This window comes from Pseudomonas sp. LS.1a (assembly GCF_022533585.1).
GTDB lineage: Bacteria > Pseudomonadota > Gammaproteobacteria > Pseudomonadales > Pseudomonadaceae > Aquipseudomonas.
Genome location: NZ_CP092827.1, coordinates 2,837,010 through 2,853,923 on the forward strand (window position 1 = coordinate 2,837,010; position 16,914 = coordinate 2,853,923).

The following is a 16,914-nucleotide window of genomic DNA, read 5'->3' on the forward strand; positions in this document are numbered from 1 at the left end:
AGGTGCGGCGGTAGAGAGGCGAGACTGGCGTGGTTCAGGCGCCAGGCACCAGCGCCAGGCCGGATTCCCAAGGGTGGTCTGCCGCGCTCACGTTCACGTCTTCATCCGGATTGAGCGCACGCACCGTCACCAGGCCGGGGGCTGCGGTGGGGCTGACCGTGATGGTCAGGATGTAGGCCTGTGTGCCGCCGGCGTTGGTCTGGCCGGGAATGGCCGACGCGTCGGGCAGGTACTGGGTGACCTGCGCGGTAACCCCGGGGTTGGAGAATTGCACCCTGGCATTCTGCGCCGTGGTGGTCTTGTCGGCGCCTTGCACCACCAGCACGAACTGATTGCTGCTGCCCGGTGCAAGCCAGGCGGGCAGGTCGGTGGGGGAGTTCCCGTAGAACAGGTCCAGCGGCAGCAGTTGCACCGGCCAGGGTTGCAGGCCGGCCACCCGGTCCTGCACGCATGGGAAGGATTGAGGTGTGACGCTGAGCGGTTTGACGGTGACGCTCAGGCCCACCAACAGTTGTTGGGCGATGACCCACACATAGTTGACCTTCTGGTTGTTGATGGTGATGTCATTGATCGAGAAGCCGGCGCTTTCCGGCACCTCGAACACCGCCTGCAGGATCTGGTCGGAGCCGTTGGCGGCCGACTTGGCCGTACCGCGGGTGATGCGCCAGTACTGGCTCACGTCCTGGCCTTGCGGGCCCTTCCAGGCGCTGAAGTCGGTGGGTTGTTGCAAGTACAGGCCAATGGGGTTGGTCAGCGACAGTCGGTTGTTGACCGCCGTGGTATTGGCCATGAAGCCGATGTGCGGGTCGGAGTTGCGATAGTTCTGCCCGTACTGCGCGCAGCAGATCAGCGACTGGGCATTCTGGCTGCTGCTCACCGGGCGCAGGATGGTGGCGGCGGCGGCCAGGTACACCTCGGCACTGAGGGTATTGGGGCCGGAGGTCAGGTGCATCGCTCCGCCGTACTGGCCGGGTACACAGGCGGTTCCGGCGTTCCATTTGTTGACGGTGTCATAGGCCGGCTTGCCGGTGGTGGGGTCCATGACCGGATCGCCAGCCTTGCCGGTCGGGCAGTCTTCGGCATAGCGCAGGTACAGGTCTTCGAGCTGCACGCTCGGGTCGATGTATTCGCGGTACAGGCCCAGGACCGCGTTCGGGTCGATGCGCCACATGGCCAGGAAGTACGCGGGGTTTTCACAGGTGAAGGTGATCTTGCGCATGTTGCCGTTGGCATCGCGCACGATCGACCACTCGCAGTACTCGTCGAGCCAGCCCCGTGGGCCGGAAGGCGTGAAATCCTTGTACGTGCCATTCCAGGCGATGCTGGGGCAGCGCTTGACCGGCAGTTGCAGCACAGTGCCCTTTTTGTTCGGGTCGTAAAGCGTGTAGAGGGTGTTGTCGAGGGTGATCTGGCCGTGGTCGGCCAATTCCATCACCTGGTCCAGGGTCATGGCCTTGCCGCCCAACTGGGGAATGACCGCCGCACCGTTGTTGTAGAAGAACGTCCACAGGCGGTTGGGGAAGGGCGCCCAGGTGATCGCGGGCGGGGTCACGTCGCCGAAGCCCTCTACGAGCGGGTTGTAGTAGCCCGAGCGGGGAGCGTCGTTCAGGCCCGACCAAGGGTTGCCGATGATGGACGATTGGGTCCAGCCGGTGAGGTTGTTGTTCCAGTCGGTTTCAAACTGCGGCAACTGGTCTTCCAGGCCCAGCTTGTTGTAGTCCTTGGGGGCTTGTCCGGCGGGAGAGGTGAACTGCTTGAAGGGCGTGCTCATGTCGGTTCTCCTGGTGTGCGTGAGGTGGAAGCAGAGCAGCAGCCGGCGACCGGGGGCGGGCCGGCGAGGGTCTGGCGCGGGTCGTCCCACACCAGTTGGGCGATGAAACCGGGCAGGGTCGTGTATTCGTCAGGCGTCAGCACGCGGCCACTGTCGAGGTGGGTCACCACCAGCGACAACTGCACCGCATCGCCGCGGCCAAGGCCCAACGCAGCAGCGTTGCGGGCTGCATTCAGTGCGCGCGACACGCCATGGGTGATGCATCGGCCCTTGTCGTCCACCAGCCCCATGCCGATACGGCTGAAGCGCCCCACGTAATGCGGGTTGTCGGCGCTGACGTGCTGTGCGGTGGCGTCGGGCTGGTCGAGAAAGACGTCGATCAGATAGGTGTCGTGGGTGCAACGTACGTGATCGAACACCACCCACGGCCCGGGCCCTGCGGCATTTTCCGCGGCGCTGGCGGCCATTGCGCTGTGCTTGCAGCAACGGTTGGTAGCCGCCTTGGGCGCGCCAAATTGTGGGGCCACCGGCGCACCATAGTCGTAGCCGATGTGCCGGCTGTCCTGGGCCATGTCGCCGAGGGTGGTGTAGCGCCAGGCGTCGGCGCTGGTGAAGGTGACCTGCGCGGCGTCGCGGCCGGAGAAGGGCTGGAGCAAGCACTGTGTGGTGAATTGCGCCCCGGGGTTGGCCCTGATCCAGACCTCGAGCATGCGGTCGATGTTGGCGTGATAGGAGCAGAAGACCGGGTCGAAGGCGGTGTAGGCGTTGTCGGCCATGTCGCCACCGATCCAGCCGTGATAGTTGTCGTGAGGTTGCTCGTACAGTCCGTCGAAGTTAAGCGCACGATTGGGGTACAGGCTGTCTTGCTGAGGTGGGTCGAACACCGGAATGTTGGCCCACGGGTAACCGGGCACACCCTGTGGTTGGCTGAAGGTGGTGAACTTCAGGGCATCCACCACCTGTTGCTGGAAAATCCGGCTCATGCCGTACAAGCGGGTGCGCTCCGAGCGCGAGTCGTCACCATGGGTGTAGAACAACCGGTCGCGCTGTACATAGCGGCAGTCCACCCCGTTGACCGCGCCGCCGGCGCACACTTTGGAACAACCATCCTTGGCGGCCGCGTAGCGCAGGGGATTGGGCCGGGTTTCGCCAGTGTGCGGGTGCACATAGGTTTCATCGAGGAACGCCTGGGGCAGGCCGGCCTGCGGGCTGCCGTCGACACTGGCATCTTCGGCCATCCAGTCCCAGTAGGGGATGGCACAGTCGATCAGTTGTTCCAGGTACAACAGGTATGCCCGGTGCCACAGGGCAAACGCCTCCTGATAATGCAGGCACCAGTTGGTGTGGATATAGGCGTAACGTTGCCAGGGTGAACCGCTGTCGGGGTCGCCCACCTGCATCACGTCGTCCAGGCGGGCGCGGTACAGGTTCAGCTCCTCAAGGCTGAGGGCACGGATGTCCTTTCTCACCCGCTTGACCGGTTGTGGCAGGTCCGGTGGCGGAATGCGTTCGGCCAGATCGAAGGGAGAGCTGGCGTCCAGGCGCCAGCCCTGGTTGACCCACAACCTGAATGTTTCCAGCGCGTCGATCGGCCAGAACTGCTGCTGGTCGAGGGTCAGCGGCATGTTGCGCGAGGCCAGGTGCTGGTAGATGGTTTCTGACCAGGCTTTGACCGAGTCGGGGTCGTCCAGGTAGACGAAATAGGCGTTCATGCACCCGGTCCAGGAGGCCGCCACGGCCGCACGCTGCGCGGCGGGAATCCAGTAAGGCGCGGTAAAAAGGCCGTGGATGTCCGCGGTCCATGTCGGTTTCGCGATGATCATAAGGTCCCTCTCATGCGCCCCGCAGGCCATATCTGGCCGGGCTGCTAAGCTCAGTTGATGGTAAAGGGATGGCACGCAGGGAATCGTGCAAATTGGCCCGTCCTTGCGGCGGATTCATTGCAGTTTTTCAAGGAAGACACGTGAAAAATGACAGACGCCATGGATCTGAAAATTCTGGGAAAGCTGCAAAAGGATTGCAGCCAGAATCTGGAGTTGCTGAGCGACAGCGTCGGGCTGTCTTCCACCAGTTGCTACCGGCGCATCAGGCGCCTGGAGAGCGCAGGTATCATCAAGGCCAAGGTCGCGATACTGGACGAGCGCAAGCTGGGCATTCAGGTGACCGCCTTCTTCCTGGTCAAGCTGGACCGCGACAGCAACGACATCGACCGCAAGATGCAGCACATCCTGGCCAGCCACCCGGAGATTCAGGACTGCTACCTGATGACGGGCGAGTTCGATTTCGTGATGGTTGCCAAGTTTCGCGATGCCACCGAGTACACCGACTATATCTACCGGTTTCTCGACACCTACCGGGATATTCCGATTCGCACGTACTCTTCCACACTGGTGGTGCGTACGGTTAAGAAGTCCTATGAGTTGCCGCTGGAAGGGGGGCTGCACCGGGCTGTCGATGCCTGACCAAGGAAGCCAGTGCGGTGCATGGTACCCCAAGCACCCGCGCAGGCCGGAACCAGCTTGCCCAATGGTGCTGGACGCCGCACCCAGAGCCCTGAGGTGCCGCCGTACCCTATCGTGGTGCGGCTGCATTGCAGGTTCCAGCTCGGCCGCATCGATGATGCCCTTTGCCTTGGTGGGTTATCTACTTGTTGGATGCCCACTAGCGTATTGACCGAGTTGGTCGACCATGGTGGCAGATCACTTCGTCGTCACCGCACTGAACACCGGTACATTCTGCCCTGCGGCGTTCTGCACCAGCATCGCCAGTGGCTGCAGGCCATTGGCGTCAGCGCTGCCACTGCGCGCGGTCAGGGTCAGGTTGCCGAAGGCACAGCTCAGGGTAGCGGTGCTGCTACCGTCGTTGAAGACCAGTTTGATGTTCAGCTCGCTGGTGCTCCAGGTGAAGCCCTGCCTGGCCAGGGTCAGGGTCGCCAGGTCGTCGCTGCGGATCAGGGTCCAGGTGCCGGTGGAGGCTCCACGGTCGAACGCGAGCACGTTCCTGATCAGCGGCCCGTTCGTGCCGCCACTGACCTGGCTGGTGGAGACGAAGGTCTGTATGTACCCGGGAGTGCTGTACACGGTCTGTGACTGCGAGGTCATCTGGTCCTGGAACCCGGTGATCAGCAATATCACGTCGCCCGCACTGTTCAAACCGATGGTCTGTGGCGACTGGCCCGGCGTGCCATTGAGCTGCTGGGTCTTGACGTTGCTCGCCTGCCATTTGCCGGTGACCTGTACGTTGGGGTTGGCGCCTTCGAATGCAGCAACCCGCGGGCTCACCGAGAAGCTATTGATCACCGGTGCATTGGCGATGACGCTGACAGTCTGCTGGGCATTGGGCACCTTGTTGCCGTTGAAGTCGTAGCCGTCGAGGGTGTAAGTCACGGTGTCGTCCGGCTGCGGGTCCGGCTCCCAGGCGCTGGCGTTGGCCGGCACCACGACCTGGTAGGGCGTGTTGTCCTGGCTCCAGCTGATGGTGCGCTTGGACAGGGCGAAGGTTTGCCAGTTCAGCTGCACCGGCGTGCCCTGCCTGATCACGCTAGCGTTGAGGGTCATGAAGCGCAGGATGCCCGGGGTCGGCGCCTGCTTGACCAGCGCCACGGTCTGGTAGCCGTCCTGGTAGCCGGGAATGTTGCTCCATTGCAGGTAGGCCAGGGTGGTGCCGGCCTTGAGCTGGGTGACGATGTTGCCCAGCATGAATTCGAAGCTGGCCTGCTCGCCGGTGCCGAGGATCTGCTTGTTGGTCAGCTGGTCCGGGGTCAGGGTCCAGCTCGGTGAGCCCTGGGTACTGGGCGCGATGGACCAGCGGTTGCCGTAGTCCTGCACGGTCTGGCGGGTGAAGCTGGCGGCCCGCTCCGCCGAGGTGAGGGCGCCGAAACCGTCGCCTTTGTCGGCATAGACGAAGGACAGGGTGAAGCTCGGCGCCTGGGGGCCCCAGGGCACGTCCTCCGGCACGATGGGCGTGTCCGGCGACGGGTTGCTCAGGCGGAACACCAGCGAGCAGGTCATTGGCGAATCGGCCTTCTCGGTGATGTAGATGACGTTGCCGCCATTCAGGGCGAAAACCAGGTTCAGCGGCAGCAGCTTGCCCGGATCGTTCTGCGCCATCACCGGCAATTGCACCGAGTCGCCGTCGCCGAACCAGCAATCGACGGTCACCTGGCGCGGGCCGGGCTGGCCGTTGATGTTGACCCCGTCCAGGGTCACGGTCAGTTTCGCCTTGTCCTTGAAGGTACTGTTCTCTGCCTGGGCCAGGCACCACACCGGCCCCTGCGGGGTGTTCTGGAACTGCGGGGTCCAGCCTGGGCAACTGATCTGCACCGTGGCCGGGTCGCTGACCAGGCTGCCGAGGAACAGGTACAGCAGGCTGGTGTTGCTGTCAGCCTCGGTCTCCAGCACCGGTGGGCTGCCGACCAGCTCCAGGTCGGCGCCGCTAGCGTTGGTCAGGGTCAAAGTCAGGGTCTGCGCCTGGTTCAGGTAAGCCACGGGCTTGCCGTCCTTGTTGGCGATGCTGTACTCGATGGCACTCATCCGGGTCACTCCCTACCGTTGTCGCGGACCAGCCGCAGCCAGCCTTCTTCGATGCGTTGCGGGGACGCCAGGGTCGCGGTGGGCACCGCCGAGCCGGGCGCGAGGTTGCTCCAGCCGGTGGCGCCCGGGTTACGCGTCACCCATTCCCAGATGAACCCGTTTTCCTGCGGCACCGGTACCGGCATCACCGTGCCGGCGCCGACCATCGGCGTGGTCAGGAAGGTCACCGCGATCGCGTCCAGTGCGGGCTGCCACTGGGCGCGGGGGATGCAGATGGTCTTCACCGGGACGATGCCGGCGGTGGCGTTCACCGAGCCGTGAGGGTCGATGAGCAGGGTCAGGGCCAGGCCGTCGCCGCTGTCGGAGGCGGGTACGGGGCTCAGTGAGGTCTTGTTCACATCTACTGGCACCACGCCATTACCTCCGCTGGCCGCTGGCGAGTAGAAGGTGGTCCATTGGTCGGCGCTGCCGTCCTCTACGAAGTAGCCCACCAAGCCATCGTCATACACCCCGAGGTCGCCCAGGCGCACCGGGAATTTCACGTTGCCGATGCCGGCGCTGGGCCGCGGCTGGCCGGGGCTCAGGCCGACGCTGGCGGCAAAGGCCGGCCAGCTGTTGTCGGCGGCGGGCTGGCCTTGCAGTTCCAGGCGCAGGGCAGCACGGACCACCGCCAATGGCCGGCCGATCAGCACGCTCAGGCTCGGGTCGGCAGTCGGCGCGGCCGGGCCGCTGGCTCCGCTGGCCTGGTCGAGGGTGGCGAGCAGGGCCTGGAGGAAGCCCAGGCCCTGCGGTTGGTTGTGGAGGGCACGGATGAAGTTGGCCAGGTACGGGTTGATCGAGGCCATTACCTGGTCGAACGGCCGGGACCAGTTGGCGCTACCTGGCGCACCCTGCCAGCGCGGGCCGAGGGTATTCAGCGAGCCGATCGGCAAGCCGTCGGCGTCGTACACACTGAGGTTGTCGTCAAGGTGGTTGAAAAGCACCCAGCCGCAGATCGGCGCCGGCCCCTGGTCGGAACACTCGGCCTGGCCATCCTCGGCGCTGAGCCAGCGGAATTGCAGGCGCGCCGGCTGGGTCAGGCGCGGCGGCAGGACAATCTTGCCGTTGTCGACCACCTCGCCACCGGCCAGGCGCTGCTTGAGGCGCTGGGCGATGATCGGCGTCGGCTTCGGCAAATCCACCGCCTGGCCGTAAGCGTCCACCAGGCGCAGGCGGTTGATTCGCAGTTCGCCGCAGCGCAGCGGGTTGAAACCGTTGTTCGGCGCCGGTGAGGCGACGTTGAAGCCGTCGATCGCCGGGGCCACCTGGGTGTTGGTGAAGTTGCGCACGATCAGCGACGGGCTCAGCGCGTCCACCACCGGCAGTTGCAGGGTCTGGCTACGCATCAGCAGGCCCTGGTTGAAGCCGGTCAGGCTCTGCGCCATGGCCTGCAGGTCGAGCTGGCCGAGGATGCCTTGCAGGACCTTGGCATTGGGGTCGTCCGGGTAGTTCTTGAGGTAGACCTCGATCTGCGATTGCAGGTTGAGTTCGGTGCGACCGGCCAGGGTCAGGGTGCCGGAATAGGTCTGGAAGGCAGGATCGGGTGTCAGCCCGGCGACGGCGTCGAAGTCCAGGCCGTCCGGATCAAGGGTGAAGGAGCCGGTCACCGCGTCGGCGGCATAGTCGACCCCGCTACCGGCCAGGCCGACGCGGTGGTAGGGGTAGAACAGCACTTCCCAGTTGAGGAAGGTCGGCAGCCAGGGTTGCGACCAGCTGCTCAGGCCCACCGGTGACGGTGCGTTGCCGACCAGGGCCACCGCCGCATTGGCGGCACCGCTGCGGGCGTCGGCCGCCAGCAGGTGCTGGTCCCGGGCGGCGCGCTGGGCGCTGGCGATCTGTTCTGCGAGGGTGTCGCTGTTGATCGCGGCCAGGCGCTGCGCGCCGTTGCCTTGGGTGAACTGCCGGGCCAGGTCCGGGGCGCGTAGCGGGTCGAGGGTCAGTGATTCGGCCAGTAGCGCGCCGAGTTCCGGCGGATAACTGGCGCCCGCCGGTGCGCTGGCCAGCGTCACATCCGGGGTGAACAGAGCGCCATGCACCCGCAGCCCGCTGACCAACTGGTTGCCGCTCCGGCAACCGAGCAGGCCCTGGGCATGGAAGCGACCATCGCCGCCATGCCGTGCCGAGGCCTGGGTGGTGGGTCGTCCGGCCAGCAGGATCACCGGGTCGGCCGGCTGCCAGAAGCGCGCCGCCGAGGACGGTTTGATTTCCCAGCCGGTGCCGAGGGTCTTCTGCAGGGCAGCCAGGGCGCTGTCGATCCGGGTTTGCAGGGTAGCGATGCTGCCGCTGCTGGTCTTGCTGCCCGCCAGCGCGGTCACCGCCGACAGGTCGTAGTTCTTGATGAAGGCGCGGGCCTGGTCGGCGGTGAGCGCAGTCGGGTTTGCCTTGTTGAACTGCAGGAGCATGAACTTGGCCCAGTCGACGAACAGCTGCTGGCGCAGGGCATCAAGGTCGGCGCTCTGGCCGTCGAGGCTGCGCTGCAGGCGGTTGACCTGCTCCAACTGCTCCACGGCATCATCCGGCAACTGACCGTTGGCCGCGGACGGATCGGCGCCAGGCGCGGTGACCTGGCGTGCCAGCCACACGGTGCCGCCGGGGTAGGCGGCGAAGCCGGCCTGGTGCACCGCCTCGTCGGCCGCAGCGGCGCCACCGACCTTGCCCAGCTCGTGGAGTAGCCCCTGCTGGAAAACGTTGAGCAGGGTTTCCAGGTCGGCCACCTCGGGGTTGCGCGCCTGGATCAGCGCCGCCACCGCCTCGGCGGTGTTGTCGGCGATGACCACGTCGATGCCGTCGGCGCTCGGCGGGGTCAGCCAGGCTCGTTGCGGATCCCAGGTCAGGCCACTGAGCAGGCCGTTGCACACGGTGCGGTTGGGTACGTCGGGGCTACCGCTGAGCGCCCATTCCAGGGTCTGGGCGATATAGGCCTGGCGCGCCTCCACGGTGGTGGCGCTGGCCGGATAGACCAGGGCCGCCAGCGGGTCGCTGGCGCTGTTGGCGTACCAGCCCACCACCGAGTAGGACAGCAGCGTCTCGGCGGTGAAGGCCTTGGCGTCGTCATCGTCCAGCGGGTCCCAGAACGAGAACACGTTGGGGCAGTTCGGATACGCCGCGGCATAGGCCGGGGTGCCGTAGCCCACGGTGGTGTTACTGCTGGCATAGGTGCCGCCGTTGCGCCCGGCCCAGTCGGCCTGGCGGTAGACCCGCCCCTGGAACAGGAACGGCTGGCTGGCCCCGGTCAGGTCCGGGGTCACCGGCACTGCCCGCGAATAGATATTCTGCGGCAGGGTCTGGTCCTGCACCTGCTGCAACTGGTCGCTCTCGATCACCCAGGCGGTCTGCACCGTGCTGCCGTCGGCGTTGCCGCCGGCGAAACGGGTCACCAGCCACAGGTTCGGTGCCTGCAGGAAGGCCACCTTGCCACCGTCGGTACGGCCACGAGCGAGGCTGTCGGGCAGCGCCCAGTGCAGGTGGATACCGGGCTGCATGGCGTCCTGGCTGTCGACCGCGTCGAATGGCTTGGGCAACAGGTTCTGCGCCAGGTAGGGGCCCACCGCCTGGGTCGTCGGCATCAGGGCGAAGTTGCTGGCCACCGCGGCGAAACCATTGACCGCGCTGGCGTCTGGTTTGCCGATGACCAGGGCGGTGACATCGATGGGGACGATCAGACCGCTGTCGCTCATGCCGAAACCTCCTTGTCTTGATTGCTGAAGCGCACGGTCTGCACGCCCTCCACCAGCTCCAGGGCGAACTCCGCCGGGGTGAACGGACGCTGGGTACCGTCCGGGGCGAGGTTGGCGTTGCTGGTCACCAGCTGCGCCTGCAGGCTCTTCGCCAGGTCGGCGATCTTCAGCACGCGCTTGCCACCACCGGCGGCGCGATAGCCGACGGCGACGCTGGCGCCATCGATCTGGTCGCCGGGACGGGTGTTGGCCGGTGCAGTCTTGGGCACGGTGACATAGCGCAGCGACTTGCTCGCCTGGCCGATATCGACGCCGAAGTGCATGGCCTCGGACGGCTCGCCGATATCGACATGGCTGATCTGCCCGGTGGTCATGAACAGCAGCACGGTGGGCGCCAGCACCTGCTGGCGCAGCACGCCGTCGAGCAGCGTGCCGTTGGCGTCGTAGGCGCGCACCTCGATGCCCGGCCAGCCGCTGACCACGTTGGAGCGCAGGACGAAGCCGCTGACCGTGGTCGCCGGCGAAACCGCCGCGTACAGGCGCGCCACCAGCTCGGCGTCGATGGCGGCGTCGAAGGTGCAGGAGCGGCCGATGCTGGTGGCGCCTTCGAGCAGGGCATTGATCCAGTTCGGGTCGAGGACGAAGAAGCGGATCGACTCCGCCGGCAGCATGGCCTCGTCCGGCACCAGGTAGCCGAAGGGCAGGCCCTTGAGAGCAGCGAGGCTGCCCAGCCACTGGGTGAGCTCGCCGGGTACCGGGTCGCTGCTGTTGGCGCGCAGGAGGCCAGCCTGTGGCTCGGCGACCATGGCCTGCAGGTTGAGGAACTGACTGTTGCGCTGGGCGAGCCGGGTCATTCTGCGGTCTCCGACGAGCTGGAAGAGCGGGCGCACTGGGCGGCCAGGGATTCTGCGATCAGGCCGATGGCCAGGCCGCGCAGGCCGGGCTGGCTGGTAGGTGCGGCACTCAGTGCGCGCAACGCCGAGTTCGGCGTCACCGAGGCTCGCAGGCGCAGGTTGAGGACCTGGGTTTCGCTGTTTTGCGCTACCTTGCGCGCTTCGCTGCGTTTCCACGCATAGAGAGTGCTGGCGAACAGGGCGTTCTGCAGGGCCAGGCCACGGCCGATCTGCCAGGCAGCGGCGTAAGTGACGTCCATCAAGCCGCTGGCCGGGTCGAAGCGCACCGCCTGGTCGGCCACCACCAGTGGCGCGGCACCCGGTGGCGGGACGATGACTGGCGACGAGGAGAATGGCAGCAACGGGCCGCGATACCACGACACCGTGGTGTCGCCAAGGCGGGTCTGGTGGTTCATCGCCGTGTAGCCCATGGCGAAGGCGTTGCCAACGGCCTGCCCGGCGCTGCCGCTGGCGTTCGCCGGGGCGGGCAGCCGCAGCGGTGCGCAATCAACGCCTTCGAGGTAGCCGCTGAAGGTTTCCTGTGGGTCGAGGGAGGTAAACGACCAGCTTGCCAGTGACACCAGGCGAAGTTTGTCCGCCGTGCCGCCGGCGGCCAGGGTCAGCGCCGCGGCGGTTTCGCCGTTGCCGGTGGGCAGGTAGCGGGCCAGGCCTTCCAGGGAGACCAGGTGCACCACACATTTCTGGTTCGGTGCCGGCAGGCGGTTGCCCACCACCACCGAGAAGTTGCCTTCCTGCTCGTCGTCGTCCTGCGCCTGCTTCTGGGTCAGCACCACGCTGCGAGCGTGGGCCAGCCAGTCCAGTTCGTCGAGGGTCGGGGCGATGGCGGCGAACAGCTCGGCCGGCACGTCGATCACTTGGCAGGGGTCATACCACTGCTCGCCGGTGGCCAGGGTGAAGGTGGGGGCATTGCCGGCGGTGCCGAGCAGGGCATAGCCGTCCGGGTAGCTGGCGGTGCTGGCCGGCAGGCTGCTGGGCGTCGCCTTGCCAGCCTTGGCCGCCTCGGCGCTGTGCGGGAACGCCTGGCGCTGCAGGTCGCCGGCCAGCACCGATTGCAGTGGCGGCGCTTCGTCCAGTTCGAACAACAGCAGAGCCAGCCACGCGGCGTTGTCCGCCTCCAGCTCAGGCGAGCGCTCCCAGGGCAGGGTGCGACGCTTGAAGATCACGTGGGGCAGCACGTTCTGGTATTCGCCCTGGTTGTCCGGCGGCGGGAAGCGCGACACCAGCTCGCTGTCGTCGAGGCTGAAGCGCTCGCCACGCACGGCGAAATGCCGGGTGTTGACGAAGGCTTCGTCGAAGGCGGCATCGGCGGTGGCGTTCGGGTCGCTGTTCTGCAGGTGCTGGGTAACGGTGATGCTGTAGCTGCCGGCGGTCAGCGGCGGCAGCCAGTGGGCAACGAACTGTACGCTGCCGTCGCTCAACGGCGTGGAAGAGGCCTTGATCATGAACGGACGGCTCCGGAAGAGGTGGTGGGTTGGGCGCCAAGCACCGAGAGCTGGGGCGCGCTGAGCAGGGTGTTGGCGGCGTTCTGTGCCAGCAGGTCGACATTGACCTGGGTGCTCACCGTGACCCCGGCTGCGGCCAGCTGGGCCAGGATCGCGCTGCGGGCGCTGGCCACGGTGGTATTGGTCAGGGCGCTGGTGAACTGGCCCATGGCGTTGGCCTGGTCATAGCCGGTGGCGGCGGGCACGGTGGGGGCGATCCAGGTCACCACGCGGCTGGCCTCGATTTCCTCGCGCAGCACGCTCAGCTGGATTGGCAGCGGGGTGACGTCGGGGTTGTCGGCCTTGGCCTTGATGCGCAGGCCGGTCATTGCGTTGGGAATGGCCCGCTGGGTCGTGTCGTTCAGGTTGCTCAGGCTTGGGTCGAGGGCGGCGTTGATGGACCAGGTCGCTGCCGGCAGGTTTTCCACCACGGCGCTGACGTCGACGCGGATGTCCTCGGCGCTCATCTCGCCGTCGAGCTTGCTGATCACCACGCTATGGCTGGACTCGAAGTAGTCGTTGTTGACTCCCACCGGGCCGACACCGAACGCCGTGTTGCTGGCCGTGATGTTCTGCGCGGCGCCGGACCCGGTGTAGCTGGCCTGCTTGCTCGGCAGGGCGCACCAGGTGGTCAGCTCGAAGCGTTCCGGGTCGAGTACCCAGTCCATGTCGTTGACGCCGGCGAGATCCTTGAGCAGGCCGTTGGCGACCCGCACCAGGCACACCGAGTCGGTCTGCTGCACCGGTGTGGCGGCGCTGAGGCTGGCCGGCAGGGCGGCGAGCAGCAGGGCCCGCGGTGCGGGCTTTGGCGCGCTGCCGCCACCGGGCAGGAACGAGCTCTTGAAGTCGCTCCACTGGATCGGCTTGACCTCGTTCCTGTTACTGTCGCCGAAGTTGATGGTGATGCTGATCACGTACAGGTCGGCGGTGGCGGTGCCGGCGAATTCCGGGCCCCACAGCTGGATCTGCACGCCGACATGGACGCTGACGGTGAACGAGGTGATGCCGATGTCGACCTTGTACGAGGCGCCGAGGCTGACGCCGATGTCGGCGGCGTAGTGGAACGGCTTCCAGCCCAGCAGGAAGTCCACCCAGGCTTTGAACCAGGCGCGCAGATCGCCGCTCTGCCACACCGCCTCCAGGCTGCCGCCGGCCATCACCGCCGACGGCACCAAGGCGAAGTAGAGGCCGCCCTTGACCGTCAGCTCACGGGTGATGCTCCAGTTGAAGCCCAGCCGCGGTACGTCCGGGTACCAGTCCGGCTTGCTGAACGCCGGGTGGTAGCCGCCGAGGGAGACGACGAAGTCGCCGGCCTTGTAGCCGTAAGGGTTATCCGGGTTGTCCTTGGTCCAGGCGGCCACGGCGAAACCACCAGTGAGGTGGCAGTCGCGGGAAAGGATGAAGGAGTTGGCGGTCAGCTGCGCACCGAGGAACAGAGTGCCACGGTTGAAGTTGTAGGATGCCTTGAGCACCAGCTCGGCATAGCCGATCGGCGACGAGGTCTGCGGCGGCACCGACACCGAGGCCAGGCCGAGCAAGGCGATCTCGAACTCGTTGCCCAGCTTGCCGGCGGCAAGGATGAAGCCCTTGATCATCTGGAACGAAGCAACCCGCACGCCAAGGGCAAGGAAATAGTCGCCATAGGAAGGCGGCACGTACTCGTGCATCACCTTCAGCGCCTGCGAGGCGTCCTTGCCGGCGAACGGCGAACCGCCGTTGACCGCGGCGATCAGCGGCATCTGTTCGAGCTTGTCGAGGCCAGGGATGATCAGGTCGCGGTTGAAGCCGAAGCCTGCCGCCAGTGCATCCACCTGGAGGAAGGGCGGGCCGCCGATGGGGGCGGCAAGCACGGCGTAGGCGAACAATGACGGCGAGCCATCGAGGGAGGCGTAGGAGGCCATGGCCGAGAGCTGGAAACTCGGCACCTTGAGCATCAGCTGGCCGTCGTATTCGGTGATTTCGTTGCCCTTGGCATCCTCGGTGACCACCTTGAGCAGGCCGCCGTTGATGGTTACCGAGCCGTTGTCGTAGCCGATGAACAGGCCGTCGAGAGAGGCACCGTCGGGAATCGGCGGCAGCACCGGGCGGAAGGCGATGGCCGCGCCGATCAGGTCGATCTCGATGCCGCCCATGGCGAAACCGCCGTCGAGCATCAACCACACGCGCTGCTCGCGGTAGGCCACGCCGACCCGGCTGAGGCTGATCGGGCCGAAGCTCTTCTGCACATTGACCCACTTGCCCTGAGCCTTGGCGGTACCGGCAGGTACCGGCGCGGTGTTTTCGTTGGCCGCCACAAGCCGCGCCTGCTTCGGCTTCGATGGCTTGGCGAAGACCAGTTGCAGCGGCTTGGCCGGCTGGTCGCCGAGCATCAGGTTGGCCGACAACACCACCCGGCCCTCGACGCTGAGCGCCGGGACCTGCGGCTGGCCCTTGGGAATCACCGCATTGACTGCGTCGACCTGGTCCTTGTCGAATACTGCAGAGGAGATCACCAGCCCCATGCCGTCCAGGCCGACCTGCTGGATCGACGCCAGCTCGTTGCCGACCACCGGCAACTGCGAGATATCTGCTTCCACGGCGATGTCCACCACTGCCGCGTAGATCCGCCCCTGTTCGCTGGGCACGCAGACCAGGCTCACCGCGACCTTCTCGGTGCTGGCGGTAAGCACCAACTGCGACTTGTTGAAGTCGTAGGTGAACGAGGCCTGATTGAGCACGGGCAGCAGTTCTGCCGGCACCCCGGAGAGGTCGATGGCGAAGGTCTGGGCCAGGTCGACCAGGGCCAGGGTCTTGCCGGCGGTGGGCACCAGCTCGGCGCGCAGCATCTTGACCTTGCTGTCCTGGGTGAAGGTTACGGCGAAGGTGGCTGCACCGATCACCACCTTGCCGTTGAAGTGACCTTCCCAGGCGGTATTGGGTTTCGACAATTCGAGGTCGACGCTGAAATCCAGCTGTGTGCCGGCGATGGGGAAGCTGCCCTCGCAGGCGAAAGTGAATTTCGAGGTGCCGGTGTCGAGGCTGACCGCCAGGTTCTGCAGCTCCAGCTCGCTGATGGCGGCGGGGCAGGTCACGTTGAATTGCCGGGCAAGGTCGTTGATCAGCTTGCCGATGGCTAGGGGCTGGCCGTACGCGGTGCTGCCGGAGATCTTCCAGCCCTTGTCGTAGGCCGCTGCGACGGCAATATCGACGCCGGCCAGGGTCAGGTTGGCGTTCATCGAGCCAGTGGTGGCGTCACTGGTTTTGACAATGTTCACATCGACGTTGTTCAGTGCCAGCGGGCCGGCGCTGAACACCTCGGTCATGCCCAGGGCGAAGCTGTAGCTGCCTTCCGCCGGCACGGTGTCGAAGGCCAGCTTGGTCACCGTGGTATCGGGGAAGCCGCCGGCATCACCGAGGTACTGAATCAGCACGTTGCGGATCTTCACCGGGGTCATTGGCGACAGATTGCCGCCGAGTTGCAGTGGTGGCAGGCCGATGGACAGCAGCAGGTCGGCCGGGGCCTGGTTGAAGGTGAAGGGCAGGGTGGCGCTGACGCTGGCATTGAGCAACTGGCGCTGCTGCCAGTCAAAAGCGATCTCGACGCTGTCCAGCACCAGATTGGCCAGCGGTAGTTTGGCCACCGCGTCGCTCACCGCGGTGGCTGCGGCATCGCCTGCGATCAGCCCGGCAAGGGCGGCCAGGGCCGGCTGGCGGTTACCGTCGGCGCTGACCAGGATGGTCACCTGGCTGCTGCCATTGAGACTGACGGTCACTGTCCATGGCTGGCCGCCGATCTGCAGGCTGCCGCCTACCGTGCCGCTGAGGCGGGTGACGCTCTGGTCCATTTCGGTCTGGCTGGCGCTGTTCAGGGTCACCCAGGCGCCGGTAAGGCTGGGGCCGCCCTGGACCAGCGACCAGTCGCCGCTGACCCCGGTGGTGATTGCGCAGCGTGTGTCGTCATTGCCGCCATAACTGGCGACCACCTCGATCTGCTTGAACGGCATGTCGGCGAACAGCGGCAGGTCCACCGGCAGCCAGCCGCCGAAGCGGTTGGCGAAGGCAAAGTTGCCTACCGCCAGCAGCGGCAGGCGGCTGTCCGGCGGGGTCAGGTCGAGGACCAGGGCGTTGTTGTCGTCGAGGCTGCCGCTGAAGGTCAGGCTGCTCTGGCCGAGGGTCGCGCTGGCGACGCTGCTCAGGCTGGCGCTGATGGCCTGGCCCTGGGCGCTCTGGGTGAAGGTCAGGGTCAGCTGGCAGAGGCTGGGGTTGGCGCCGAGGCCGTTGAGCGTCCACTCGCCGCTGGGCGTGCCGCTGACGCTGAAACTGGCCGGCCAGGCGCTGCCGGGGTCGCTGATGCTGGCGCTGGCCAGGGTCACGTTGCAGGCACCGAACAGACTGTCCAGGGCGCTGATACCCGTGGTTCCAGCGCCCAGGGCAAGGTTGCCGGCGGTGTCGATCTTCTGCTTGAGCTGGGCCTGCAACTGGCTCAGGTCCTGCGTAACGGCATTCATGGCGGTCATAGGG

Annotated in this window: 8 protein-coding genes; 1 reads left to right on the forward strand and 7 read right to left on the reverse strand. The window is 66.2% G+C overall.

Annotation, left to right across the window (positions count from 1 at the left end):
- Positions 1 to 34 precede the first annotated feature (34 nt).
- Both MKK04_RS13150 and MKK04_RS13155 read right to left on the reverse strand, forming a co-directional pair.
- Complete coding sequence (locus tag MKK04_RS13150; protein WP_207832073.1) at positions 35 to 1,771, reverse strand: hypothetical protein; 1,737 nt, start codon at positions 1,769 to 1,771, stop codon at positions 35 to 37.
- Complete coding sequence (locus tag MKK04_RS13155) at positions 1,768 to 3,594, reverse strand: tyrosinase family protein (protein ID WP_241106767.1); 1,827 nt, start codon at positions 3,592 to 3,594, stop codon at positions 1,768 to 1,770. The genes MKK04_RS13150 and MKK04_RS13155 overlap by 4 nt, the downstream gene beginning before the upstream one ends.
- Before the next feature lie 159 nt (positions 3,595 to 3,753).
- Here MKK04_RS13155 and MKK04_RS13160 point away from each other — a divergent pair, with 159 nt between their 5' ends.
- On the forward strand, positions 3,754 to 4,233 hold the full coding sequence (locus MKK04_RS13160) for an Lrp/AsnC family transcriptional regulator (protein WP_207832066.1): 480 nt from the start codon (positions 3,754 to 3,756) through the stop codon (positions 4,231 to 4,233).
- A 237-nt stretch (positions 4,234 to 4,470) separates the two neighbouring features.
- Here the strand turns inward: MKK04_RS13160 and MKK04_RS13165 are convergent, their stop codons facing one another.
- Genes MKK04_RS13165 through MKK04_RS13185 form a run of 5 tightly spaced genes read right to left on the reverse strand, consistent with a single transcriptional unit; the run spans position 4,471 to position 16,910 of the window.
- Positions 4,471 to 6,303 carry a hypothetical protein gene (locus tag MKK04_RS13165; RefSeq protein ID WP_241106768.1) on the reverse strand — a complete coding sequence of 611 codons (1,833 nt, stop codon included), beginning with the start codon at positions 6,301 to 6,303 and terminating at the stop codon, positions 4,471 to 4,473.
- Between the two features lie 5 nt (positions 6,304 to 6,308).
- Positions 6,309 to 10,019 carry a hypothetical protein gene (locus MKK04_RS13170; protein ID WP_241106769.1) on the reverse strand — a complete coding sequence of 1,237 codons (3,711 nt, stop codon included), beginning with the start codon at positions 10,017 to 10,019 and terminating at the stop codon, positions 6,309 to 6,311.
- The gene (locus MKK04_RS13175; RefSeq protein WP_241106770.1) at positions 10,016 to 10,873 is read right to left on the reverse strand and encodes a hypothetical protein; all 858 of its coding nucleotides are present in this window, start codon (positions 10,871 to 10,873) and stop codon (positions 10,016 to 10,018) included. The genes MKK04_RS13170 and MKK04_RS13175 overlap by 4 nt, the downstream gene beginning before the upstream one ends.
- Positions 10,870 to 12,375, reverse strand: coding sequence for a hypothetical protein (locus MKK04_RS13180; protein ID WP_241106771.1), 1,506 nt, complete (start codon positions 12,373 to 12,375; stop codon positions 10,870 to 10,872). Before MKK04_RS13180 ends, MKK04_RS13175 begins: the two co-directional genes overlap by 4 nt.
- Positions 12,372 to 16,910: a DUF6603 domain-containing protein gene (locus tag MKK04_RS13185; RefSeq protein ID WP_241106772.1), complete on the reverse strand. Its 4,539-nt coding sequence runs from the start codon at positions 16,908 to 16,910 to the stop codon at positions 12,372 to 12,374. The genes MKK04_RS13180 and MKK04_RS13185 overlap by 4 nt, the downstream gene beginning before the upstream one ends.
- Between the last annotated feature and the right edge of the window lie 4 nt (positions 16,911 to 16,914).

Coding starts and splice junctions, on each gene's coding strand:
- MKK04_RS13150 (WP_207832073.1), bottom strand. CDS start 1,771: ATGAGCACGCCCTTCAAGCAGTTCACCTCTCCCGCCGGACAAGCCCCC.
- MKK04_RS13155 (WP_241106767.1), bottom strand. CDS start 3,594: ATGATCATCGCGAAACCGACATGGACCGCGGACATCCACGGCCTTTTT.
- MKK04_RS13160 (WP_207832066.1), top strand. CDS start 3,754: ATGGATCTGAAAATTCTGGGAAAGCTGCAAAAGGATTGCAGCCAGAAT.
- MKK04_RS13165 (WP_241106768.1), bottom strand. CDS start 6,303: ATGAGTGCCATCGAGTACAGCATCGCCAACAAGGACGGCAAGCCCGTG.
- MKK04_RS13170 (WP_241106769.1), bottom strand. CDS start 10,019: ATGAGCGACAGCGGTCTGATCGTCCCCATCGATGTCACCGCCCTGGTC.
- MKK04_RS13175 (WP_241106770.1), bottom strand. CDS start 10,873: ATGACCCGGCTCGCCCAGCGCAACAGTCAGTTCCTCAACCTGCAGGCC.
- MKK04_RS13180 (WP_241106771.1), bottom strand. CDS start 12,375: ATGATCAAGGCCTCTTCCACGCCGTTGAGCGACGGCAGCGTACAGTTC.
- MKK04_RS13185 (WP_241106772.1), bottom strand. CDS start 16,910: ATGACCGCCATGAATGCCGTTACGCAGGACCTGAGCCAGTTGCAGGCC.